19 protein-coding genes are annotated in these 23,693 nt (G+C 54.2%); 15 read left to right on the forward strand and 4 right to left on the reverse strand.

What is annotated here, in order from left to right; all coding sequences use genetic code 11:
• The first annotated feature begins 7 nt into the window (after positions 1 to 7).
• Together INT33_RS12760 and INT33_RS12765 are read left to right on the forward strand one after the other, a co-directional pair.
• Positions 8 to 613, forward strand: a complete 606-nt coding sequence (locus INT33_RS12760) for an acyl carrier protein phosphodiesterase (protein WP_193092036.1) — start codon at positions 8 to 10, stop codon at positions 611 to 613.
• Positions 613 to 1,068, forward strand: coding sequence for a YcgN family cysteine cluster protein (locus INT33_RS12765; RefSeq protein WP_018916803.1), 456 nt, complete (start codon positions 613 to 615; stop codon positions 1,066 to 1,068). Before INT33_RS12760 ends, INT33_RS12765 begins: the two co-directional genes overlap by 1 nt.
• Positions 1,069 to 1,116: 48 nt before the next feature.
• Here the strand turns inward: INT33_RS12765 and INT33_RS12770 are convergent, their stop codons facing one another.
• The gene (locus INT33_RS12770) at positions 1,117 to 1,266 is read right to left on the reverse strand and encodes a hypothetical protein (protein ID WP_193092037.1); all 150 of its coding nucleotides are present in this window, start codon (positions 1,264 to 1,266) and stop codon (positions 1,117 to 1,119) included.
• Positions 1,267 to 1,487: 221 nt separating this feature from the next.
• Positions 1,488 to 3,572: a S9 family peptidase gene (locus tag INT33_RS12775; protein ID WP_193092038.1), complete on the reverse strand. Its 2,085-nt coding sequence runs from the start codon at positions 3,570 to 3,572 to the stop codon at positions 1,488 to 1,490.
• A 62-nt stretch (positions 3,573 to 3,634) separates the two neighbouring features.
• On the opposite strand from INT33_RS12775, the gene INT33_RS12780 reads away from it, so the two are divergent.
• From INT33_RS12780 to INT33_RS12815, 8 genes are all read left to right on the forward strand, one after another.
• Entirely contained in the window at positions 3,635 to 4,063 is a 429-nt protein-coding gene (locus INT33_RS12780) for a hypothetical protein (RefSeq protein WP_193092039.1), read from the forward strand.
• A 30-nt stretch (positions 4,064 to 4,093) separates the two neighbouring features.
• Positions 4,094 to 4,873 (forward strand): class II glutamine amidotransferase, encoded by a 780-nt coding sequence (locus tag INT33_RS12785; RefSeq protein WP_193092040.1) that lies wholly within the window; start codon positions 4,094 to 4,096, stop codon positions 4,871 to 4,873.
• A 192-nt stretch (positions 4,874 to 5,065) separates the two neighbouring features.
• A complete protein-coding gene (locus INT33_RS12790) occupies positions 5,066 to 6,730 on the forward strand; it encodes an AMP-binding protein (RefSeq protein ID WP_193092041.1) in 1,665 nt (554 codons plus the stop codon).
• Positions 6,731 to 6,888: 158 nt separating this feature from the next.
• The gene (gene hrpA / locus INT33_RS12795; protein WP_193092042.1) at positions 6,889 to 10,893 is read left to right on the forward strand and encodes an ATP-dependent RNA helicase HrpA; all 4,005 of its coding nucleotides are present in this window, start codon (positions 6,889 to 6,891) and stop codon (positions 10,891 to 10,893) included.
• 103 nt (positions 10,894 to 10,996) lie between these two features.
• On the forward strand, positions 10,997 to 12,118 hold the full coding sequence (locus tag INT33_RS12800) for a beta-ketoacyl-ACP synthase III (RefSeq protein WP_193092043.1): 1,122 nt from the start codon (positions 10,997 to 10,999) through the stop codon (positions 12,116 to 12,118).
• A gap of 30 nt (positions 12,119 to 12,148) precedes the next feature.
• On the forward strand, positions 12,149 to 12,994 hold the full coding sequence (locus INT33_RS12805) for an MlaA family lipoprotein (RefSeq protein ID WP_193092044.1): 846 nt from the start codon (positions 12,149 to 12,151) through the stop codon (positions 12,992 to 12,994).
• Between the two features lie 8 nt (positions 12,995 to 13,002).
• Complete coding sequence (locus INT33_RS12810) at positions 13,003 to 14,196, forward strand: PP2C family protein-serine/threonine phosphatase (protein ID WP_192539242.1); 1,194 nt, start codon at positions 13,003 to 13,005, stop codon at positions 14,194 to 14,196.
• Positions 14,186 to 14,704, forward strand: coding sequence for an STAS domain-containing protein (locus tag INT33_RS12815; RefSeq protein ID WP_193092045.1), 519 nt, complete (start codon positions 14,186 to 14,188; stop codon positions 14,702 to 14,704). The genes INT33_RS12810 and INT33_RS12815 overlap by 11 nt, the downstream gene beginning before the upstream one ends.
• A 38-nt stretch (positions 14,705 to 14,742) precedes the next feature.
• On the opposite strand, the gene tal is transcribed toward INT33_RS12815, so the two are convergent.
• Together tal and INT33_RS12825 are read right to left on the reverse strand one after the other, a co-directional pair.
• A complete protein-coding gene (gene tal, locus INT33_RS12820) occupies positions 14,743 to 15,681 on the reverse strand; it encodes a transaldolase (RefSeq protein WP_193092046.1) in 939 nt (312 codons plus the stop codon).
• Between the two features lie 26 nt (positions 15,682 to 15,707).
• Positions 15,708 to 17,366, reverse strand: coding sequence for a methyl-accepting chemotaxis protein (locus INT33_RS12825; protein WP_192539245.1), 1,659 nt, complete (start codon positions 17,364 to 17,366; stop codon positions 15,708 to 15,710).
• A gap of 164 nt (positions 17,367 to 17,530) precedes the next feature.
• Between INT33_RS12825 and INT33_RS12830 the strand changes: the two genes are divergently transcribed.
• The 5 genes from INT33_RS12830 (at position 17,531) to pstB (ending at position 23,666) form a co-directional block, all read left to right on the forward strand.
• Positions 17,531 to 18,718, forward strand: coding sequence for a multidrug effflux MFS transporter (locus INT33_RS12830; protein WP_193092047.1), 1,188 nt, complete (start codon positions 17,531 to 17,533; stop codon positions 18,716 to 18,718).
• Between the two features lie 254 nt (positions 18,719 to 18,972).
• Positions 18,973 to 19,983, forward strand: coding sequence for a substrate-binding domain-containing protein (locus INT33_RS12835; protein WP_318782777.1), 1,011 nt, complete (start codon positions 18,973 to 18,975; stop codon positions 19,981 to 19,983).
• A gap of 101 nt (positions 19,984 to 20,084) precedes the next feature.
• Entirely contained in the window at positions 20,085 to 21,464 is a 1,380-nt protein-coding gene (gene pstC / locus INT33_RS12840) for a phosphate ABC transporter permease subunit PstC (RefSeq protein WP_193092048.1), read from the forward strand.
• Between the two features lie 6 nt (positions 21,465 to 21,470).
• A complete protein-coding gene (gene pstA / locus INT33_RS12845) occupies positions 21,471 to 22,829 on the forward strand; it encodes a phosphate ABC transporter permease PstA (protein WP_192539248.1) in 1,359 nt (452 codons plus the stop codon).
• A gap of 21 nt (positions 22,830 to 22,850) precedes the next feature.
• A complete protein-coding gene (gene pstB / locus INT33_RS12850) occupies positions 22,851 to 23,666 on the forward strand; it encodes a phosphate ABC transporter ATP-binding protein PstB (protein WP_192539255.1) in 816 nt (271 codons plus the stop codon).
• Positions 23,667 to 23,693 lie beyond the last annotated feature (27 nt).

Genomic DNA, 23,693 nt, shown 5'->3' on the forward strand with positions numbered 1-23,693 from the left:
GTTTGCCGTGAATTTTCTTGCCCATGCGTGGTTGGCATCAAGCGGCAACGATGATTTCCTGTACGGAAATCTTGTTGCCGACGGCGTCAAAGGCAGTGATCTAAGCGCCTGGACGTCTGACGTGGCATACGGTATTCGTCATCACCGCAAGGTTGATGCCTGGGTGGATCAGCACCCCAGCGTGCTGGGTGCCAAACAGCGGGCGCCCCAAGGCAAGCGCCGCTATGCGGGCATTGCCCTGGATATCGTTTGGGATCATTTTTTGGCACGCGATAAAGCTGGGCGTGACGAGCAGCAAAAGCTTGTGACTCGCTGTTATGACCTGCTGTCGGCAAGGTCTGCGCCCAATCGCCTTGAGGCCATGGTGCCCTATTTGGTCGAACACGACTGGTTAAGAAACTACGCTGATTTTGAGTTTACCTGTAATGCGGTAGCGGGGCTTGGTCGGCGGCTTTCAGGCCCTAACCGGTTGGCAGAGCTCATCCCATGGTTGCACCGCGACTACGCTTTATTGGAAGCAGATTTTCAGAGCTTATGGCCAGCGCTAAGTGCCACGTTAAGTAGTTCAGGGCGTAATGCCCAGTGCGATAAGTCGCAAAGAGAGGAGTCATGATGGAAACCACAATGCGCGAGCGCTTTTGGGAGCGTTACACGCTGGAAGAGCTAACCCCACAAGAGTGGGAGGCGCTGTGCGATGGCTGTGGCCAGTGCTGCCTGTTAAAGCTGCACGATGATGAAACCCAGGAGCTTGCGGTATTAAACGTTGCCTGTCGGCTTTTGGATATTCAAAGCTGCCAGTGCAGTGATTACGAGAATCGCTTTAAAAGCGTACCGGACTGCACCCAATTAACCCCCGCGCTGGTTAAAGAGTTTACCTGGCTGCCTGCCTCGTGCGCTTATCGGCGGGTTGAAGAGGGCAGAAAGCTCGCCGGTTGGCACCCGCTGTTGAGCAACGATGCAGAGCGCGTACACCGTAAAGGGGTTAGCGTGCGTGGCTTTGCCGTTTCTCAGGATGACGTGCCCGAACGGGCGCTGGAGTCTCACATTATCGCCGTACTGCCGATGTAGGCAGGCACTTGATCAATGTCTTAAATAACGCCCTCCCTGGCCTGACAGTTAGGCAGCTGACTTACGCTTAGCGCTATTCCAGATCGTTAAAAATACGTCCTTAAACGATGCGGGAGGCTGAGCGGCTGTGTTTTTAGCTGGTTTGGCTTGCTTAAGCGGCGTATCCCAAATGGTGGGGAAGTTTTCCTGATGCTTCATGCTCTACTCCAGTGCTAGACATAAGTTTATGCGACTAATGTTTTGTACGACTAATGTTTTATGCTACTAAGGTATAGTATGGCGCAGGATTATTTTTATGGAAAGTATTTTCAAAGAATAAAAAGCAGCGCAAGGGCTGCCTAAAGCGATTGTTCTTTTGATAGGCGGCTCAACTCCCTGAGCCGCAACGTGTTTGAATGCTTACGCCTTGAAGCTTGTGCTTAGAGAGCGCCTAAGCCCAATGCCCAAAGAATAAACGCGTCTTGGCGGGCGGTGTCGCGCCACGCTTTAAATCGGCCGGACGCCCCGCCGTGGCCGCTGCTCATATCGGTATGCAGCAGAATGGGCGCACTGCCTTGCTGGTGTTGCGTTACCTGCGCGTAATATTTGGCCGGCTCCCAGTAGCTCACCCGTGTGTCAAACCAGCTGCCTTCGATCCATAGGGCCGGGTAGTGCTGGGCGGTGATATTGTCCATCGGTGAGTAGCGTTGGATGCGCTCGGCCACCTCGGGCTCTTCTGGATTGCCCCACTCGCTGTATTCTGCGGTGGTCAGCGGAAGGTCAGGGTTTTGCATGGTGCGCAAAACATCCAGAAAGGGTACATCCAGCAAAGCCGCACAAAAGGCCTTAGGTGCTCGGTTAATGCAGGTGCCCACTAGCAAACCGCCTGCACTGGCGCCATAGGCTGCTATCCGGTCAGGATCGCTAATACCGGTTTCCACCAGCGCATCCCGGGCCGCTAAAAAGTCATTAAAGCTGTTCTCTTTATGGGCCATTTTACCCTGCAGGTACCAGGGCTCACCCCGTTCGCCACCCCCGCGCACGTGGGCCACGGCAAAGGCCGCGCCACGCTCCAGTAATTCAAGGCGGGCAATCGAGAACCACGGGTCAAGTGCCTCCCCATAGGCGCCATAGCCATATAGCAGGGTGGGCAGCGGCTGATCAGCCAGGTCCGCGCGCATTACAATGGATACCGGCACCTGTTCGCCATCAGAGCTGGTTGCCCAGATTCGACGGCTTACCAGCTGTTCAGGTGTCAGGGCGCCATAAACCGGTGCGCGCTTTAGAAGCGTCCGTTCGCCGCTGGTAAGGTCCAGTGCAAACCAGCTGGGCGGTTGCGTAAACGACTCCTCACGCAGGCGCAGTATCTGGGTATCAAAATGCGGCGCATCTTCGAGTAGCTGGGAGCAGGGCTGTTCGGGAAGGTCCAAATACTCATCAAGCAAGCGATGCTGGTGCGCATCCAGCACCCAGCGGCGCAGCACGACCTGTGCCTGAGCATGATCGCGCTCAGCGATCATAAGCCCCCAGGAGAAGGCATCGATGCCTTCCAGGGTCACGTCGTCACGCGGTTCGATAAGCGGCTGCCACTGCGCTTTGGTGTCGCCCAGCGCGGATTCAGGCAGATAATCAAGCTGAAAATGTGTGCTTGCCTGGTTATGTACCCGGTAAAAGGCGCCGGGGCGATGGTCAATGCTGTACTCAACGCCTGCCTGGCGGGGCTGAACGCAGAGCGGCACCGCCGTAGGCTGTTGGGCCGGCAGGGCGTAGACTTCGCTGGTATCTTTGGAGCCGCTTTCAATTAACAGCCACTGACGTGAGCGTGTTTTACCGATGCCGAGCCAAAATTCAGTATCGTCTTCACGCAGGACAAGCGCGGGCTCGGCGTGCTTTTCAGGCGCCTCAAAAGGCAGTGATACCCGCCATATGCTGTCGGGGCGCTGGGTTGCGTCAAAGCGAGTAAAAAACAGCGTGGCCGAGGCAGCAGTTTGATCCTCACCCCAGCACAGACCGGCGCCTATATCGCTGATCAGTGCCTGCGGTTGGCCATTCGGCAGCGATTTGATCCACAGCGTATAGCGTTCGTCGCCCTGGGTATCTTCTGTCCAGGCGAGCCACTGCTCATCCGGCGAAAGGGCCATATCGCCCATTTCATAAAACTCTTCATCGACGGCGCGAGCCTGAACGTCAAAAAAGCATTCACGCTGCTCTGGGTGCCCATTGAGGTAACGCCACCAGCGAGGGTAGTCGTCTTCAGAACCGGTTTCGCTCCAGAACGTATAGTGGTCAAGCGGTGTCTCAAGGCTTGTGACGGAAAGCTCGCGACGCGCCAGGTGGCCTTTGTATAATGCCTCGGCCAACGGCGCTAGTGGGGCAAACCATTTTTCCTGCTGCTGATTAGCGCTTTCCAAAAAAGCGCTGACATCAGGCGTCTCGCGTGCTTCCAGCCAGTGCCATTTGGGGTCATTAGCGCGATAATAGCGCGCGACGGGAGAACCTGAGAGCGTGTCTGGCTGTGCTTTCATAAATTGATAGGTACCATAGCGGGAAATCAACGTCGGGTGCGTACACCCATATGAGAGGTATTATGCTGCTTGTAAATTCAATGTCACTGTTGTGGCTAAGTTATTACGGTATTTCGCTGCTGGTGTTAGTGGCTGTCTATTTTGCCCTGGCGTTCCTACCGCGTTTGCCACGTTTAGTGATCACATGGGGTGTGGGGGGAGCCATGTGGGCGCCAGCGTTTTTCCGCTTGCCCCTCATAGAAGAAGGTGAATTCTATACCGGGTGGGCGCCAGCGGCGATGGTTGCCGCGGTAGGTTTTTTAGAGCATAACGCCAGCGCAATCACCGGTGGCCTGCTCTGCCTGATCGTCGGCGTGGCAATTGGTGCGGTGATCGGCATTGCTCTCTGGTGGTGGCGCAGGCCGGCCAGCACGCCGCCCGCCAAGCGCGTCAAGCAGGATGTGGAAGATGATCCTCAGCCCACGCGTCGGCGCGAACCGGTTATCGGTTAATGTTGATGGTCACCGAGAAGGAGCGTTGCTATGTGTGAGCTGCTGGGGATGAGCGCCAACGTTCCGACCGATATCTGTTTTAGCTTTTCAGGCTTTTTGCATCGTGGTGGCGGTACCGGTCCGCACCGCGATGGCTGGGGTATCGCCTTCTATGAAGAGGGCGGATACCGGGAGTTTCGCGATCCCCACCCGTCGGTTGATTCCCCTATCGCCCGCTTGATCTGCGACTATCCGATTAAGTCCAACGTAGTGATTAGCCATATCCGACAGGCTAACGTCGGTGGCGTGCGTCTGGCCAATACACATCCTTTCACCCGTGAAATGTGGGGACGCCCCTGGTGCTATGCGCATAACGGCCAGCTAAGCGACTGGCAGGGTTTGCCTCTGGGGGTATATACGCCGGTTGGCAATACCGACAGCGAGCATGCCTTTTGCTGGTTGATGGGCCAATTGCGTGATGCTTTTCCGACCCCGCCAGCATCCCTCAATGCCTTATGGACAACGCTGCATGGCCTTTGCGAGCAGCTACGAGCATTGGGGGTGTTTAATTTACTGCTCTCCGATGGTCAATATCTCTACACCTACTGCTCCACGAAGCTTGCGCATATCACCCGGCGAGCCCCGTTTGGTGATGCCGAACTCTCTGATGCGGAAATAACGGTTAACTTTGCCGAGCATACAACGCCCAACGACGTGGTGTCAGTGATTGCCACCGAACCGTTAACCCATAATGAAGCGTGGGGGCGAATGGTTCCCGGCGAGCTATTAGTCTGGCATGAAGGAGAAATTAAGGCGCAATACTGTCCTTAAGGCCAATAGTCGCTACATTACTAAGTAGACATTGAGAGGGTGGCGTACGACTCGATCACTATGGCTAAAGTTTAAACACAAGTTTCAAGCGATCGTTTTACAGCATGCTGCGCGTCGTATATCGTTGGCTCTCTCACCTTACGACAATAACAAGGTCGGTAATATCATCGACATGGATAGCGGAGATTGCCCATGAGCGAACACGCCACAGCTCCTATATTACGCGGCCCTGAGCTTGAAGGGTTGGATCAGTACGACTCCATTACGGACGTTTTTAATGCTGCTGTCAGCCGTCATAAGGAACGGCCTGCGTTTAGTTGCATGGGCAAAACGCTAACCTTTGCCGACCTTGATCGTCTATCCGCCGACTTTGCGGCCTGGCTTCAGCACGAGACTGACCTTAAGCCTGGCGATCGAATAGCCATCCAGCTGCCTAACGTTTTACAGTTCCCGGTTGCTGTATTCGGAGCTATGCGCGCAGGTTTGGTAGTGGTAAATACCAACCCGCTTTACACCGAGCGGGAAATGACCCACCAGTTTAAGGACTCAGGTGCCAAGGCCGTGCTGATTTTAGCCAATATGGCTAAAAAGCTTGAAAACGTGGTTGATAAGACCGACATCAAACATGTGCTGGTGACCGAGCTTGGTGATCTTCACGGCTTACCCAAACGGTGGTTAATTAACGCTGTGGTCAAGCACGTGAAAAAAATGGTACCGGCTTACTCGTTGCCTAAAGCGATCAGTTTCCGCGATGCCATGAACAAGGGCGCCTCCTTAAAGTATACCGAGGTAAGCCGAAGCCAGGATGATCTGGCTGCACTGCAGTACACCGGCGGCACTACCGGCTTGCCCAAAGGGGCGATGCTCACGCACTGCAACCTGATTGCTAATATGCTGCAAGCACGGCTGGCGATCGGTACGCACTTAAAAGAAGGTCAGGAGCTGGTGGTTGCGCCGCTACCGGTTTATCACATCTATACGTTTACGGTTAACTGCCTGTTCTTGATGGAATCGGGCAATCACTCGCTGCTGATTACCAACCCGCGTGATCTCGATGGGTTTATTAAAGAACTCAAAAAAGTTAAGTTCACCGCGTTTATCGGTTTGAACACGCTGTTTAACGCGCTATGCAACCGGGATGATTTCAAACAGCTCGACTTTTCCCAGCTTAAACTGACGATTTCCGGTGGGATGGCTTTAACAAAGACGTCAGCTCAGCGCTGGGAGGAAACCACCGGCTGCCCGATTGCGGAAGGGTATGGATTGACAGAAACCTCGCCCATTGTGAGCTTTAATCCAACCGATGCCATTCAGCTTGGCACCATCGGCAAGCCCGTCGCGGGCACCGCTGTGAAAGTCATTGATGCTGAAGGTAATGACGTAGCACTAGGCGAGCCGGGTGAGCTCTGCGTACAGGGCCCTCAGGTAATGAAGGGCTACTGGCAGCGTGAAGATGAAACTCGTAAGTCCATTGATAGCGATGGCTGGTTTTTCACCGGCGATATTGCGGTACTTCAGGACGATGGCTACATCCGCATTGTGGATCGCAAGAAAGACATGATCTTGGTGTCCGGGTTTAACGTTTATCCCAATGAAGTCGAAGATATCGTCGCCTCTCACCCAGATATTATTGAAGCAGCGGTGGTTGGCGTGCCGGATGAAGATGCCGGAGAAGTCATCAAGCTGTTTGTCGTGTCCAAAAATAGCCAGCTAGATGCTGCAACGCTGCGTAGCTGGTGTAAAGAGCAGTTAACGGGCTATAAAGTGCCCAAGTACATTGAGTTTCGTGACGAACTGCCCAAAACGAATGTCGGCAAGGTATTACGCCGCGAACTACGCGATGAAAATACGCGATGAAAAAAAGCCAGCGTCTAGCGACAGCCATTAACGCCCCCAGCCCCGGTTAGGCGTCACGTTGATGGAAGCGTTACAATATCCGGCCCGCTCACTAAAGCGGGCCGGATATTTATTTGCCCTGTCGCTACACGGCTGGCAATCCCGCTTTTGAGTAACGAATGGAAACTGAGCCTAACGTGACCACCGATATGCCCTCCGATTTAACCGATACCCAACGCCTTGCTGTGCTCAAAAAAGCCATAAGCAACGTTATGCTGCGTGATGCACAGCGCCTGGAGCGCCGTGTAGCAGGGTTGGCGCGGCGTGTACGTGATAATAAGCCAATCGATCATGGTTTGAACGAGGTGCAGCGCGAGATTGAGCGGTCACAGCAATTACTCAACCAGCGTGAGGCGCTGAACGTAGCCTTTAACTACCCCGCTGAGCTGCCGGTCGTCGAGCGTCGGGACGATATTTTAAACGCCATTCGCGACCATCAGGTGGTGGTGGTCGCTGGAGAAACCGGGTCGGGTAAAACCACCCAGCTACCCAAAATGTGCCTGGAACTAGGCCGTGGGCGGAGAGGACTAATTGGCCATACTCAGCCGCGCCGGTTAGCGGCGCGAAGCGTGGCTGGGCGGTTGGCGGAAGAGATTGAAGTGCCGCTGGGCGAGCAGGTGGGTTACCAGGTGCGCTTCACCGACCAAAGTAGCCCTACAACGTTGGTTAAGCTGATGACCGACGGTATCTTGCTGGCTGAAACCCAGCACGACCCCTTACTCATGCGTTACGACACCATCATTATTGATGAAGCGCATGAGCGCAGCCTGAATATCGACTTTCTGCTTGGTTACCTGAAAAGGCTGTTGCCCAAACGTCCCGATCTTAAAGTTATCATCACCTCGGCCACTATTGATGTAGACCGCTTCTCGGCCCATTTCGGTACACCTGATGCGCCCGCGCCGGTGATTGAGGTATCGGGGCGTACGTACCCGGTCGATGTGCACTACCGCCCTTTGGCACGTGATGAAGAGGACGAAGAAGACCGCACGCTCCAGGAGGGTATTTTGCATGCGGTCAACGAAATCGAAACCATGGAGCGTGAAAAGGGCTGGCTACATGGCCCGCGGGATGTGCTGGTGTTTCTGCCCGGCGAGCGGGAAATTCGCGAAACGGCCGATACTCTGCGGCGTGCCGATTTAAAGGGCACGGAAATTCTGCCGCTCTATGCACGCCTTTCCAATGAAGAGCAGAATCGGGTGTTTTCGGCGCATCGTGGTCGGCGGATTGTGCTCTCCACCAACGTTGCGGAAACCTCGCTCACGGTGCCGGGCATTCGCTATGTGATTGACCCTGGGTTGGTGCGCATTAGCCGCTATAGCTACCGGGCAAAAATTCAGCGCCTGCCGATCGAACCGGTAAGCCAGGCCAGCGCCAATCAGCGTAAGGGGCGTTGTGGTCGGGTAGCGGAAGGCGTGTGTATTCGTCTTTATGATGAAGAGGACTTTCTTTCCCGCCCGGCGTTTACTGACCCGGAAATTCAGCGCACCAATCTGGCCTCGGTAATCCTTTCCATGCTGGCGCTGAAGCTGGGTGATATCGAAGCGTTTCCGTTTGTGGATCCACCCGATAGCCGGTTCGTCAAAGATGGCTTCCGGCTGCTCTTTGAATTGGGCGCGGTCGATGAAGGTCAGCGTTTAAGTCCGTTGGGTCGCAAGCTGGCCAAGCTCCCCATTGACCCGCGGCTGGCACGTATGGTGCTGGCGGGTGCCGAGCGCGGCAGCTTGCGCGATGTGCTGGTCGTGGTATCCGCACTGGCCATTCAGGACCCGCGTGACCGCCCGGCCGATAAGCGCCAGGCCGCCGACCAGGCGCATCAGCGGTGGCATGACCCGGATTCCGATTTCGTGGCCCTGCTCAACCTTTGGCACGGCATTGAAAATGCTCGTGAGGCCTTGTCGGGTAATCAGCTGCGCCGCTGGTGCCGCGAACACTATATTAACTACCTGCGTATGCGCGAATGGCACGATACGTTCCGCCAGCTCCGGCAGCTGCTGCGTGATATGCAGATCGAGGTGCCCGCACCGCTACGGCTGGATGAAGATGAGAGCGAAGAGCAGGCCCGTCAGGCGCGGCGCAAAACATCGGGCAAGCTACACCAGGCTCTTCTATCCGGCTTATTGTCGAACCTGGGCACGCTGCTCGAAAATCGTGAATACCTGGGCGCACGTAACCGTAAGTTCATGATTCACCCAGGCTCGGGACTTGCCAAGAAGTCGCCTAAATGGGTTATGGCGTTTGAGCTGATTGAAACCACCAAGCTCTATGCGCGTACCGTGGCCAAAATTGATCCTCAATGGATCGAGCCGCAGGCCGAACATCTGGTCAAACGCAGCTATAGTGAACCGCACTGGGAGCAAAAGCGCGCTCAGGTTGTGGCGTTTGAGCAAGTGACGCTGTTTGGGTTGCCGATTGTGGCGCGCCGTCGCGTGCATTACGGGCCAATTGACCCTGAAGAGTCACGAAAGCTGTTTATTCGTCGCGCGCTGGTAGAGGGTGAATTCAATACGAAAGGTGCGTTTTTCCCCCATAACCGTGGGTTGATTGATGAAGTCGAGGCGCTCGAAGATCGTGCCCGTCGGCGGGATATTCTCGTCGATGAAGATACGCTGTTTGCGTTTTACGATGAGCGTGTTCCTGATGACGTTATCAACGGCAAAGGCTTCGAGCACTGGCGTAAAGAGGCGGAACGTCAGACACCCAAGCTGCTGCACTTTGATATTGAGGCGTTAAAAGCCCGTGACGCAGCCGATGTCACTCAGGCGCAGTATCCTGACCATTTAACGCTTGGCGGGGTGGCCTACCCGGTTAGCTATCATTTTGAACCCCATGCCGAGGATGACGGCGTTACCCTGACGGTGCCGGCTGCCATGCTGCCGCAACTGCCGGTACATGCCCTGGAGTGGCTGGTGCCGGGGTTATTGCGTGAGAAGTGCATTGCGCTCTTGAAATCGCTGCCCAAAAGCATTCGTCGCCAGGTGGTGCCTATTCCTGATTGGGTAGACGCTGCTTTGGAGACGCTGGTACCTGACCAACGTCCGCTAACGGAAGCGCTGGGTGAGTTTATCCGCCGCCGCACAGGCACACGGGTGCATACGGATGATTGGCGGTTGGATCTGCTTGAGCCGCATCTGATGATGAATGTTCGTGTGGTCGATCATGCGGGAAAACAGCTGGGGCAAGGGCGCAACGTAAGGGCGCTTGAGCAGCGCTTTGAGGCGGCTGCCAGTGCCGGTGCTCAGGCATTAGCCGAGCAGGCAAGCCAGGCACCCGCACTTGAGGGATTGCCTGACGAGCCGTTACCCGAGTCACGCGTTACCACACAGGCGGGTATTCGTGTTGAAGCTTATCCCGCGCTAGTCGCTGAGGCCGGTGAGTTTAGAGTTGCGCTGTTTGATCATCCGGCAAAAGCGCAAGCCGCGCATCAGGAAGGCGTTGCCCGTCTGGCCATTGCCCGTCAGCCTGACCAGGTTAAGGCCATCAAACGCTTACCTGATGTTGAAAAATGCGCGCTGCTGTTTGCCAAGGTAGGCAGCAAGCAGGCATTAGTGGACGATCTCTTGCTGGCGGTATTTACCCAGGTAGTTGCTCAGCATCCTCTGCCGCGCTCATCTGCTGAGTTGGTCGCGCGCCTGGACACCACTAAAGCAGAGCTTGTTGAGCATGCCGCCACGTTACTCAAACAGGTTGAAGCCGCATTGAAAGGCCATTTGGCGGTGACTAAAGTGCTTAAAGGTAAGCTCAATTTTGCACTGGCTTTGACCTACAGCGATATCAGCGCACAGATGCAGCGCTTGGTCTATCCTGGCTTCATTCGTGATGCGGACCAGTGGCTTACCGAATATCCGCGCTATACGGAAGCGGCGCTTATTCGCCTTGAAAAAGCGGCTCGTGAGCGTGGTCGTGATCATATGATGATGCACGATATTCAAGCCCTGGAAACACGCTTTGATGCCCGGCGTAAAAGCGAGCGGCGTGGGCAGGTTGAAGACCCTGAGTTAGTGGCATTTGGCTGGTGGATACAGGAGCTTCGCGTGTCACTTTTTGCTCAGCAGTTGGGAACGCTAATACCGGTATCGGGCAAACGGCTTGAAAAACGCTGGCAAGAGATAATTAGCGTTTAGAGGATGACTGGTAAAACCGGCCAATAACGCACACAGTAATGTTAAGCGCGAGCCATAGGCCTACGCCAATGATGGATGGCAAACCGCTTAGAGGAGAACAGGCATGACAAATGTGGTGATTACCGGTACGGGGCTTTATACGCCGGAACACGCCATTGATAATGCGGCTCTGGTGAGCGCATTTAATACGTGGGTCGACAATGAGAATGCGCGCTTTGCTGAAGAGATACTGCGCGGTGAGCGCGTGCCGTTAGCGCACTCCAGCAGTGAGTTCATTGAAAAAGCCTCGGGTATCAAGAGTCGTTACGTATTGAATGCCGCGGGCATTCTCGATCCTGAACGTATGCGGCCTCAGCTTCCCGTGCGGCTAAATGATGAGCCGTCCATTCAGTGTGATATGGCAACCGCGGCCGCCCGGCAGGCGCTGGAAAATGCCCAGGTAGCGCCAGAAGATATTGAACTCGTGATTGTGGCGTGTTCAAACCTGGAACGTGCCTATCCGGCCGTGGCGGTTGAAGTACAGCAAGCTCTGGGCGCAGGCGGCTATGGGTTTGATATGAACGTTGCCTGCAGTTCCGCGACGTTTGCTCTGGAAACCGCCGCGAATGCCATTGCATCGGGTAGCGTAAAGCGTGCCTTGGTGATTAATCCGGAAATATGCTCAGCACATTTAAATTTCCAAGACCGTGACAGCCACTTTATTTTCGGCGATGCTTGTACGGCTGTGGTATTAGAAAATAGTGCGGTGGCCATTGCTTGTGAGCGCTTTGAGATATTGGGCACGCGACTGGTTACTCAGTTTTCCAATGCGATTCGTAATAACGCGGGTTTTTTGAACCGTGTGACGGATAGTGATCCGCTGGCAATTGATAAACTGTTTGTGCAGGAAGGGCGGCGGGTTTTCAAGGAAGTATGCCCGCTGGTAGCTAAGCTCATTTCTGAGCATTTAGCGTCGCTTGAGCTATCGGGTAGCGATCTTAAAAAAATGTGGCTGCATCAAGCCAATCGCCATATGAATGATCTTATCGCCCGTAAGGTACTAGGTTTTGAGCCCAGCGAAACGCAGGCGCCTATCATTTTGGACCGTTACGCCAATACCAGCTCAGCAGGCTCCATTATTGCTTTTCACCTGCATCGTGATGGTTTGGAAGAGGGCGATATTGGGGTGATCTGCTCGTTTGGAGCGGGCTATAGCGCGGGTAGCGTTGTGGTGCGGCGTCAGTAATAGCATTTAAGTTTTACAAGAGGAAAGACCATGCTGCGGTTTTTAGCCAAACGGAATTCCGCCATATCCCTGCGTAATGCGGCGCTGCCTATAGTGCTGTTTGCCACGTTTGCGGTAGGCGGATGCGCCAGCACCAGTACTCAAATGACTGCCGAAGCGCACCCGGAAGACCCTTGGGAAGGCTTTAACCGCCGCGTTTTTGTGTTTAACGATGTGCTTGATCGTTATGCGTTAAAACCGGTAGCAACGGGGTACCGCACGGTCACGCCAGACCCTGTGCAAACAGGGGTGGGTAATTTTTTCTCCAACCTGGGAGAAATACGCACGGCCATTAACAGCTTGCTTCAAGGCAAGCCGGCCAATGCTGGTTTGGCAACGTCACGTTTTTTGATCAACTCAACCGTGGGTATCGGTGGACTGCTTGATTACGCGACATTGATGGAAATTAACGCAAGTGACGAGGATTTTGGACAGACCCTGGCCGTTTGGGGATGGGAAGACTCGCGCTATTTAGTGTTACCGCTTTTAGGCCCCAGCACTTTACGTGATACAACAGGGTTACCGGCGGATATGGCGGCGTATCCAACCACCTATGTGGAAGATGATGCGACTAGATTAGGTCTTCGCGCGCTTAATATTGTCGATATTCGCGCTGGATTGCTCGACCAGGAAAAACTGATTAGCGGTGATCGTTATCGGTTTATACGCGATGCTTTTCTACAGCGCCGCCAGTTTGAAATTAATGATGGCGAGTTAGGCGATGATCCTTTTGCAATGGATGACTTTGATTTCCAGGACAGCGATTTCCAGGACAGCGATTTCCAAGACAGTGATTTCGACGACAGCGACATTAGTGACGACGATTTCGCCGATTGAGGCTTAACATGGATCATTCCAAACAGCTGATTGCGGTGATCGACGAGCCGGGTCCTGACCGCAACGCGCTGGCAGAAGCGATCACCTGCGACGGCATGTGGGTGTACGCAGCAGCTGATATCGATCATCTCCCGGCAGAGACAGCGCTTATTGTGGCCCATGCGCATTCTGTTCCGCGCCAGCAGTGGTCGCAGCTAACCCGCCGCCTGCCCACCCTGGTCGTCAGCGATTCACGCGAGGATGCCGACCTTATCAAGGCCGTTGATGTAGGTCTTGTTGATTACATTGTGCACCCGCTGCGCCATGCTGAGCTGCTGCGCCGAATGATTCGTAAGGCGATTGAGTTGCATGCCCTGGCCATCGAGCGCGACCGCGATCGTGAGCGCCTGGCGGAGCTTAACGAGAGTCTCGAAACGCACCTGGCTCTTTTACGTATGGATCAGCAGAGCGGCGGTCATATACAGCGAAGGCTGCTTCCGCCCCGGCCTAAGGTGATCAACAGTATCTATTACGACTACTGGTTTGCGCCTTCGCTGTATCTGTCCGGCGACTTTCTCGATTACCAGCGTTATAACGAGCGCTACAGCGCGTTCTACTTCGCCGATGTCTCTGGCCATGGGGCCTCATCGGCGTTTGTAACTGTACTTTTGAAGTATTTGTGCAATCGATGGCTCAATGAGTGGGATGGTCTGCAGCCAGAACGCCTGCCACCGGACTGGCTGGCGGCCATGAATCGGGAGTTGCAGGGCACCGATATCGGTAAACATGCCACCTTGTTCGTCGGGGTTATTGACCATTGCTCGCATACCCTTCACTATTCGCTCGGCGCTCAGCTGCCGATGCCTTTATTGGTCGCTGATGGCCAGCTCGTTCGGCTTGAAGGAGAGGGAATGCCGGTAGGTCTTTTCCCCGATATAGAGTATCCTTCGCTGAGCTGTACTTTGCCGGCTGAATTTCGTTTATGGCTGTGTTCAGACGGTGTATTGGAATGCTTGCCGGGTAAAACGCTCGACACGCGGCTCAAGGAACTTGAGCAATTAATAAGCGAAAGTGTCACGCTTGAGCAGTTGCGCGACCGGCTAGCCCAAACAAATGCACTCCTTGCAGAAGGCGATGCAATTGATGAGGCAAACCCAGACCGCGATGCTTTACCCGATGATCTAACAATCATGATGGTGAGCGGATTTGGTCATGCTGATTGATGAAGGCCGTATTAAGGCGGCGTTCGACTCCGGTGTTTTTGTATTAAAACTCTGTGGCGATGTGCGTTTAACGCTTTGTGCCACGCTTGATAGCCAAGCACAGCGCCTTGCTGAAACGCCAGGCTTACAGACCGTAATGATAGACTTACGCGAAGCAACGAATGTTGATTCGACGGCGTTGGGCTTTTTAGCAAAAGTGGCGATGGCGGTGAAAGGGCGCCTGGCGCACCCGCCTACCATTATTGCCGATAATCCTGATGTTCGAAAAATGCTCGACGTAATGGGGTTTGCGCGTTTTTTTACGCTGATGGAAGCGCCGCTTCAGCAGGCGTCCGTGCTTAATAGTGCGCTGATTGATCTGCCTGAAGAACCCGCGGATGAAGAGGGGCTGCGCGAGCGTATTCTTGAGGCACACCGTATTTTGATGCACATGAATGAGCATAACCGGGAACAGTTTCAGCCGCTGGTTGATATGCTGGAAGCACAAAATACCGAAGCTCAGCACTAAAAAAAGCCTCCGCTCGGAGGCTTTTAATTACCTGAACGTTACGCTTTACGCAGATCGCCTAATAGCGTTTCCAGTTTGCGCTGGTCAGCCATAAACTTGCGGATACCTTCGGCTAACTTATCCGAGGCCATTTCGTCTTCGTTCATTGCCCAGCGGAATTCACTCTGGGTGAGCGCCTCATCTGCCGAGCTGCTTGCTCCCAGTGGGGTTAATTGACGTGTTAGTTCGCCTTGCTGCTCGTCTAGCTCGTTAAGCAGCGCGGGGGAGATCGTCAGTCGATCACAACCGGCCAATGAAACAATTTCATCTATATTGCGAAAGCTTGCGCCCATTACAATGGTGGCGTAGCCGTGGCCTTTAAAGTAATTGTAAATCTGCTTAACCGACTGCACGCCAGGGTCATTCTGGCCGCTGAAATCGGCATCGGGCTGATGGGCTTTATGCCAGTCAAGAATGCGCCCTACAAACGGCGATATCAGGGTAACCCCTGCATCCGCACACGCCTGGGCCTGAGCGAAACCAAATAGCAGGGTAAGGTTGGTGCGAATGCCTTCCCGTTCAAGCTGCTGGGCGGCCTGAATACCTTCCCAGGTTGATGCCATTTTAATCAGTATGCGATCTGCACCAACGCCTTTTTGGGCATAGCGCTCAATAAGCGAATGCGCTCGCGCAATCGTGGCATCGCGGTCAAACGAAAGCCTGGCGCTAACTTCAGTCGATACATAGCCGGGCACCAGTTCGCTAATTTCACTGCCGATTTCAACGGCAACGCGGTCTACCGCATCATCAATATCGGTACTTTCCTTGGCAATAACCGCAAGGCGTGCCCGACGCTGTTCCTGCTGTGCGGCCTGAAGTATCAGCGAAGGGTTCGTGGTCGCATCCTGAGGCGCAAAACGGCGAATAGCATCAAGATCGCCTGTATCGGCAACCACCGAGGTCATTTCTTTAAGTTGTGTCAGTAAGCTAGTGGCCATGCGTTGCTCCTTGCGTAGTAAGACCCTTACTGTAGCAAGGCTTGTGCTCGCTGAATATTATCCGATGGCGGTTCAGCCGATGTTGATGGTGCTGGCTGCCAAATAAACCCATCTTTGGGTATTTCGTCGGCGACTTTAAAGCGTGCTGCCTGTTCGCGCATACTTTGCGCTGCGGTTTCAAGCGACATGGCATTCTGCGCGGTGGTTTCAACCTGCTGGGCATTGGCCCGATTTACCTGGGTCTGTTCGTGCAGGGTCGAATTAAGGTGCTCTATATGGCGGTGCTGTTCGTTGGCGGCGTCAGCGATCTGGAGCATTATGCTATTGGCCTGTTCGGTAGACTCGACAATCGCTTGCATGCCTTGGCTCGCTTGGGTCGACAAGGTTTGGCCCTGGGCAATACTGCTACCCGACGCTGCCAGCAAGGCTTGAATTTGGCGCGCGGCCTCCGCACTTCTCGAGGCCAACAGGCGGACTTCGTCGGCCACAACGGCAAACCCCTTGCCTTGCTCACCCGCACGGGCAGCTTCTACCGACGCGTTCAAGGCCAGGATATTGGTTTGAAAGGCGATGGAGTCGATCACGTTGACGATCTCATCCACTTTCTTGGAGCGGGCATGGATTTCCTGCATGGTGGTAAGAAATTCAGCCATTATCTTGCTGCCATCCTGGGTTTGGGCCGCCGCCGTTGCGGTAAGCTGGGTGGCATCAGCAGCGTAACCGGCGGTGGTGGCCACGTTCTCTGTCAGTTCGTCAAGATTGGCCGCCGTGGTCTCGTGAAACGAGTTTTGCTGGCGGGTTCGAATGGCCAGGTCCTCATTGCCTAACGCTAAACGTTGTGCACTATCGAAGATGTGATGGCTATTGTCATGCAGTTGGGAGACGGTATTGATCAACGCGCCCTGCATATGATCGAGCGCCTGATAGAGCTGACCAATCTCATTATTGCCTCGCTGAGGAACCCCTACGCTTAAATCGCCCTGCGCCATGGTTCGAAAATGGGTGATCAGGTGATTGATGGGTGATAACAAGTGGCGTTGGCCAATCCATGCCATTAAGCCCAGCAGCCCCAGAGCAAGGCCCATGCCTCCCAGCAGCAACTGCCCGATAAACTGGGCGCGGTGCCCGGCTGTGGTCATTAAATCGGTGCCTTGGCGGTCGGCAAGTTGATAAAAGGCGCGGGCTTGCTGGGTGAATGCCTGGCTATTGGATAAGGCAATGAGTGTCAGTTGGCGGTAATTGGCACGATCACCGGCTTGAACAGCGCTTAGCTGCTCCTGCATAGTGCTCATCAGTGCCGTGGCCTGCTGCTCAATAGCGTTGCGCAGCGCTTGATTAGACGTTTCTGCGCTTGCTTCCAGAAACGTTGCCAAGGCCAGAGACATTTCAGAAAGCTCATGTTCAACCGCCTGAAGCGCCTCTACTGGGTCCCCAAGTGAGGGGCGTAGCTGACGTTCCAGCGCTCGGTCCAGGCGGTGTAGCCCTTCAAGACCGGCTATATGCAGTCGGTTTAGCGATGACGACTGCTGAACATTCACTTGCTCAAGAACTGCCAGATCATGTTGGCTCTGTTGCATCACTTTCCACGTTAGTAGTGCAAACATAAGCACGCATAGCGCAACGAGAAATAGGCCTGCCAGGCTTAACCAGCGAAGGGAAATATTGCTTAACGCTTTAAGACTCATACTGTCCTCGATAGCTATCGTTAAAGACTTATGAATCAGAGGCTAGGGGTTTTATGTTTCAGTTTTAGGCGCCTTCGGTGCTTAATCTTCGCTGCCACTGTATTATTAGCGGCCTATCGTTCGGCTACTTTGCTTAATGATTCCCGAATAATTCAAGGAGTCCCATGGAACTGAATCCTCGCCGGGTCGCTATATTGGTGGCGGCCAATACGGCGTTAGCCCCGTTTGCGATTGATGCCTATCTGCCTGCGATCGGCATATTGGCCGACTCAATCGGTGCCAGCATTCACCATACGGAACTGTCCATTAGTGTGTTCTTGTTTGGTTTTGCGATTGGCCAGCTGTGTTTTGGTCCGCTTTCCGACCGGGTAGGGCGCAAGCCGGTATTGCTAGGTGGCTTAACGGTATTCATGTTGGCCAGTTTGATGATTACTACTGCCGATAGTTTAACCACGCTTTTACTTTGGCGGTTTGTACAAGCGTTGGGCGGCGGTGCCTGTGTGGTGAACTCGGCCGCGATAGTGCGCGACTGCTTTAGCGGGCGTGAGGCGGCGAAGGTAATGTCGACCATGGCCATGATTATGATGTTGGCGCCTTTGGCGGCTCCTGCAGTGGGCAGCCTGCTACTGCATATTGCGGGCTGGTGGCTGATTTTCGTTTTTCTGGCTGCTTATGCAGGTTTTTTACTCTGGCTGTTAGGCACCCGGCTCCCCGAAACCCGGGATATGACGCTGCCGGCGGCATCGCCTCGCCAAGTAATCAGAAACTACGCAAGCGTATTGCGCCACCGAGAAGGCATGGGATATATCTGCGCTGTTGCTGCCTCGTTTGCAGGGCTTTTCGCGTTTGTTACCGCATCCCCGTTTGTCTACCTTGATTACTTCGAGCTATCGCCCGGTATCTATCCGGTAGTATTTGGGGTGAATGTCGTGGTCATTGCGCTCTCCAATCGCGTCAATATCCATTTATTGCGCAAGCGCACGCCGCAACAAAATCTACGCCTGGGGTTAACGGTACAGCTTGTGGCGGCGCTGGCACTCGTGTTGGTGACGGCGCTGAATATGGCATCGCTTTATACCGTTGTGCCGTTGATTATGCTCTTTACGGGAATGATCGGTCTGATTACCCCCAATGCGATTTCGTCCCTGCTGGATCACTTTGGGCATATCAGCGCAACGGCCACCGCCCTATTGGGAGGCATTCAGTTTAGCTGTGGGGCGCTGGCAGGCTTTCTGGTCGGGGCATTTGAAGTGGCGCACCTGTGGCCAATGGTGCTGACCATGCTGGGTGCTTCCTTGCTTGGGAATGTGGGCGTGCGACTGCTAACGGTTAAACCTGCCCGTTATGTCTAGCTTTGTTTGGCAACCTGACGCCGACAAGATTACCCATCGCCTTGATAGGCGCCTGCTTCAATACGCTTCCTTTGCGCTATGTACAGCAGCAGCCGGGCTGTTGCTGTAGATCGTTCGGCCTCTTTGCCAAGATTTTTTTGACTGTCATATTTCTGCAATCGTTTGTGTGCAAACTCCTCTTTGTGAAAGGCCAGAAGGCCAATTTTTCGGTAAGCAGTGGCTGACCGGATATTAAAACCAAAGGGGAGCTCGACGTGAAAAAGCAGATGCTAAGTGTTGCAGTAGTAGCCGGTCTAGCCGCCAGTGTCTCAACCGCCGCCATGGCACGTGACACTATCCAGATTGCGGGTTCTTCTACCGTGCTGCCGTTTGCAAGTATCGTAGCGGAAGAGTTCGGTAATACTTACTCTGAGTTCAACACGCCGGTCGTTGGTTCTGGTGGTTCTAGCGGCGGTCTGCGCCAGTTCTGCCAAGGCGTTGGCGAAAACACTATTGATATCGCTAATGCTTCACGTCCAATCCGCAGCGGCGAAATCGAAAGCTGTGGCGAGAACGGCGTTAACGAAATTCTTGAAATCAAATTTGGCTATGACGGCATTGTATTCGCCTCGCGTCTTGACCGCGCCGAGTTTGCCTTGACGCCTGAGCACGTATTCAAAGCAGCCGCTGCACAGTTGCCGCAAGATGGCGAACTGGTTGATAACCCCTACACCCGCTGGTCTGAAATTGACTCAAGCCTCCCGGATCAGGAAATCGTTCTGGTAATTCCTGCCTCCAACCATGGCACCCGCGAAGTATTCGAAGAGAAAGTAGTGCACCCAGGCTGCGATACTGTGGCTGAAGTGGAAGACGACGCCTGTAACAACCTGCGTGGCGATGGCCGTATCGTAGAAATCGCTGGCGACTACACTGAAACGCTGGCCCGCCTGGATGCTCAGGAAGACGCGGTAGGTGTTTTCGGTCTGAGCTTCTATGACCAAAACCGTGACCGTCTACAGGTTGCAACCGTTGACGGCGTAACGCCGAGCCTGGAAACCATCGGTTCTGGCGAGTACCCAGTTTCACGTCCGCTGTTCTTTTACGTGAAGGGCGAGCACCTGGACGTGATTCCTGGCCTGGCTGAATACACTGAGTTCTTCCTGAATGAAATGATCTCTGGCTACGGCAGCCCGCTGGAAGACGCTGGCTTGATTCCTATGGATGAAGAAGAGCGCGCCGAAGCGCTAGAACAGTTTCAGTCACGCACGGTAGCCACTGCCGAGTAAGCTGAACGGTTCAGGTTTTCAAGTTAATTAGGTCTGTTTTACGCCAGCATCGAAGCGTTGATGCTGGCGTTTAAACGTAGGAAGTCAAAGGCGGAGAAATAATGAGCAACCTTGCCTTGATAGCCACGCTGCTGGTAATGATGGCCTTGGCATACCACTTGGGCTTGACTCGCAGTCGCGCGGTTGCGGCAGAGCACGATGTACGGATGCATTCTCGGCCCGGTTATTATGGTGTGCTGGTAGCCCTTTGGTGTGGACTACCCGCACTGGCCATCTTCTTGTTGTGGTCTTTTTTGGCGCCACAGTTAATCGATATGCTAGTCACTCAGCAGTTGCCAGTCGACTTGGTGGCAGGGCTTAGTGATCGTGAGTTACAAACCCTGTTGCGTCGTGTGACCGCATTGGCCAACGGACAGGGTGTGTCTGGTGGGGGAAGCTCTGAAGAGCTAGCCGCCGCGGCACATATGGCAAGGCTGCAAACTATTGAGAACTTTAGTTTGGTCGCCTTGATGGCCGTACTGGTCGTGGTCGGCCTGATTGTTGCCCGGCGGCGCATCTCGCCTAGCTGGCGCGCCCGTAATCAGGTAGAGCGCGTTATCATGTTTGCTTTGGCGGCAAGCTCTGCCGTGGCCATCTTTACCACTATTGGCATTGTGCTTTCCATGCTGGGTGAGGCGCTGCGGTTTTTTAGCTTCATCAGCCCCGCAGAGTTCTTTTTTGGCACGGTCTGGAACCCCCGGTTCAGCACGGCGGGTACTTCAAGTCAGGGCGATTTTGGTTTACTGCCGCTTTTATGGGGAACGATGATGGTCAGTACCATCGCGCTCCTGGTCGCCATTCCTGTGGGCCTGATGACCGCTATTTACATGGCGGAATATGCACCCCCTTGGCTGCGTAACGTAGCCAAGCCAGTGATCGAAATTCTGGCGGGTATTCCGACCATTGTTTACGGCTTCTTTGCATTGATCGTAGTGGGGCCGTTCCTGTCCAGCGTCGGTGACCTGATCGGTATCAATATTCGCACGACCAGCGCGCTGACGGCGGGCCTGGTAATGGGGATCATGATTATTCCGTTCGTTTCCTCGCTTTCTGACGACATTATTACCCAGGTGCCTAAATCACTGCGCGATGGCGCGCTGGGCCTGGGGGCAACCAAATCAGAAACGATTCGTCAGGTGGTGCTACCTGCCGCACTTCCAGGCATTGTGGGCGCATTTTTGCTGGCGGCGAGCCGGGCGATTGGTGAAACCATGATCGTGGTATTGGCTGCGGGTAATAACCCCGTGCTGCATGCCAATCCTTTTGAGGCCGTTTCGACCATTACCGTCACGATCGTCAATCAGTTGACCGGGGATATGGACTTCGCAAGCCCGCAGTCGCTTGTCGCGTTCGCCTTGGGTCTTACCCTCTTCGTTATCACGCTGGGGTTAAACGTCATCGCACTGGTTGTCGTGCGTAAATACCGCCAGCAATACGAGTAAGTGACTATGTCCATATCGATTGAGCAGCGTCGTCAGCACCGGCTTATGACGATTGAAAAATCGCTGGCGAAGCGTCACCGCAAGGAGAACGTATTCCGGCGCCTGGGTCTGATGGCGGTAATTACCGGCATGACGCTGGTGGCTATCCTGTTTGCCAGTATTCTTATGCGCGGTGTGCCCGCCTTTTGGCAGGCAACGTTTTATGTAGACGTATATTTTGACCCTGAAGTGATTGAGCTTGAGCCAAAACCTGAACGTGAAAGCGGTGAAAGCCAGTTTGCGTTTGATGAGCGTTACACGCAGTGGATGACTAGAGCTGGCCTGGTGAACTGGCAAGCGATTATTGATCGCGCCGTTGAAGACGCGCTGGGTGAAGAGGTTGAGCCACGTCAGCTAAGAGATTTGCGGGCCCTGGTCACCTCCGGCGAGCGTTATGCACTGCGTGACCGGTTTGTGGAAGACCCATCGCTGCTCGGCCAGACCGTTGAACTTAAGATGTTGGCAAGCGCAAACGTGGATGTGTGGATCAAAGGCAATATTGATCGTGACCTGCCCGATGCCCGTCAGCAGCTAAGTGCTCAAACCCGTGCCTGGGCCGACCAGCTTGATGAACAGGGCGTTATTCGTAATTCGTTTAGCACCTCGCTGTTTTTAAATACCGATTCCCGCAGTTCGCTGGCTTCGGCAGGCTTGGCTGGCGCCTTTATGGGCTCGCTATTTATGATGATGGTCGTCATTGCGTTGTCAGTGCCGCTGGGGGTCTCAAGCGCGATTTATCTGGAAGAGTTTGCGCCTAAAAATCGCCTGACCGACCTGATTGAAATCAACATCAATAACCTGGCGGCAGTGCCTTCTATCGTATTTGGTTTGCTGGGCGCATCGATATTTATCGGTTATTTACGTTTGCCCCTCTCGGCGCCATTGGTAGGTGGCTTGGTACTGACGCTGATGACGCTGCCGACTATTATTATCGCTACTCGCGCTTCACTGCGCTCAATCCCGCCGTCTATTCGTCAAGCGGCGTTGGGCATAGGGGCATCGCGGGTGCAAACGGTATTTCATCACGTGCTGCCGCTGGCATTGCCGGGCATTTTAACTGGCTCCATTCTAGGGGTTGCTCAGGCGCTGGGTGAAACGGCACCGCTACTGCTGATCGGTATGAACGCGTTTGTGGCTAACGTACCGGGCACACCGTTAGATCAATCAACCGCCTTGCCGGTACAGATTTACCTATGGCAGGGCAATGAGCTACGTAATTTCTTTGAAGCGCGCACGTCGGCAGCCATTATTGTGCTGCTAGGGTTAATGCTGAGCTTGAATGCGTTGGCGATTTGGTTGCGTAAAAAATTCGAAACGAGGTGGTAAGTGAATATTCCTGCACAGCCTATGGCAACATCTTCAGTAAGCGTTGGCGGCGGTGAAAGCCGCGTGAGCAAAGCCAAAGATAAAGTCAAAATGAACGCCGAGAATGTCAAAGTCTTCTACGGTGACGCTCAGGCGATTAACGGTATCGATCTGGATATCTATGAAAACGAAGTGCTGGCCTTTATCGGCCCTTCGGGCTGCGGTAAATCGACATTTTTACGTTGCTTGAACCGTATGAATGACACGATTGATATCTGCCGGGTTGAAGGCAAAATTACCCTGGATCAAAACGATATCTATGCACCTGATCGCGACGTGGTACTGCTTCGCGCCCAGGTAGGCATCGTATTCCAGAAGCCTAACCCGTTCCCCAAATCCATCTATGAAAATATTGCCTACGGACCGCGCTTGCATGGTTTGGCGCGCCGCAAGGCAGAGCTTGATGATATTGTCGAGAGCAGCCTGCGCCGCGCAGGACTTTGGGAAGAGGTAAAAGATCGCCTGGATAAGCCCGGCACGGGGCTTTCTGGTGGTCAGCAGCAGCGTTTGTGTATTGCGCGTACCGTGGCGGTAAGCCCGGATATTATTCTGATGGATGAGCCTTGCTCTGCACTCGACCCCATTGCGACCGCGAAAGTAGAGCAGCTGATCGATGAGCTAAGCGAGAGCTATACCATCGTGATGGTTACCCATAATATGCAGCAGGCCGCCCGTGTTGCAGACCGCACCGCCTTCTTCCATATGGGCGACCTGGTGGAAGTGGATACCACGGATCAGATATTCACCAACCCTCAAGATCAGCGTACCCACGACTATATTACCGGACGCTTTGGGTAAGACGTCATTCGGCTCCTTACTCTTACC

This window comes from Halomonas colorata (assembly GCF_014897985.1).
In the GTDB taxonomy this organism is placed as follows: domain Bacteria; phylum Pseudomonadota; class Gammaproteobacteria; order Pseudomonadales; family Halomonadaceae; genus Vreelandella; species Vreelandella colorata.

What these genes read in the sequence shown, in the direction of transcription:
- INT33_RS12800 (WP_193092043.1), top strand. Translation starts at nt 10,997, where the DNA reads ATGACAAATGTGGTGATTACCGGTACGGGGCTTTATACGCCGGAACAC.
- INT33_RS12770 (WP_193092037.1), bottom strand. Translation starts at nt 1,266, where the DNA reads ATGAAGCATCAGGAAAACTTCCCCACCATTTGGGATACGCCGCTTAAG.
- INT33_RS12810 (WP_192539242.1), top strand. Translation starts at nt 13,003, where the DNA reads ATGGATCATTCCAAACAGCTGATTGCGGTGATCGACGAGCCGGGTCCT.
- hrpA (WP_193092042.1), top strand. Translation starts at nt 6,889, where the DNA reads ATGGAAACTGAGCCTAACGTGACCACCGATATGCCCTCCGATTTAACC.
- INT33_RS12785 (WP_193092040.1), top strand. Translation starts at nt 4,094, where the DNA reads ATGTGTGAGCTGCTGGGGATGAGCGCCAACGTTCCGACCGATATCTGT.
- INT33_RS12830 (WP_193092047.1), top strand. Translation starts at nt 17,531, where the DNA reads ATGGAACTGAATCCTCGCCGGGTCGCTATATTGGTGGCGGCCAATACG.
- pstA (WP_192539248.1), top strand. Translation starts at nt 21,471, where the DNA reads ATGTCCATATCGATTGAGCAGCGTCGTCAGCACCGGCTTATGACGATT.
- tal (WP_193092046.1), bottom strand. Translation starts at nt 15,681, where the DNA reads ATGGCCACTAGCTTACTGACACAACTTAAAGAAATGACCTCGGTGGTT.
- INT33_RS12790 (WP_193092041.1), top strand. Translation starts at nt 5,066, where the DNA reads ATGAGCGAACACGCCACAGCTCCTATATTACGCGGCCCTGAGCTTGAA.
- INT33_RS12765 (WP_018916803.1), top strand. Translation starts at nt 613, where the DNA reads ATGGAAACCACAATGCGCGAGCGCTTTTGGGAGCGTTACACGCTGGAA.
- INT33_RS12825 (WP_192539245.1), bottom strand. Translation starts at nt 17,366, where the DNA reads ATGAGTCTTAAAGCGTTAAGCAATATTTCCCTTCGCTGGTTAAGCCTG.
- pstB (WP_192539255.1), top strand. Translation starts at nt 22,851, where the DNA reads ATGGCAACATCTTCAGTAAGCGTTGGCGGCGGTGAAAGCCGCGTGAGC.
- INT33_RS12775 (WP_193092038.1), bottom strand. Translation starts at nt 3,572, where the DNA reads ATGAAAGCACAGCCAGACACGCTCTCAGGTTCTCCCGTCGCGCGCTAT.
- INT33_RS12780 (WP_193092039.1), top strand. Translation starts at nt 3,635, where the DNA reads ATGCTGCTTGTAAATTCAATGTCACTGTTGTGGCTAAGTTATTACGGT.
- INT33_RS12805 (WP_193092044.1), top strand. Translation starts at nt 12,149, where the DNA reads ATGCTGCGGTTTTTAGCCAAACGGAATTCCGCCATATCCCTGCGTAAT.
- INT33_RS12815 (WP_193092045.1), top strand. Translation starts at nt 14,186, where the DNA reads ATGCTGATTGATGAAGGCCGTATTAAGGCGGCGTTCGACTCCGGTGTT.
- pstC (WP_193092048.1), top strand. Translation starts at nt 20,085, where the DNA reads ATGAGCAACCTTGCCTTGATAGCCACGCTGCTGGTAATGATGGCCTTG.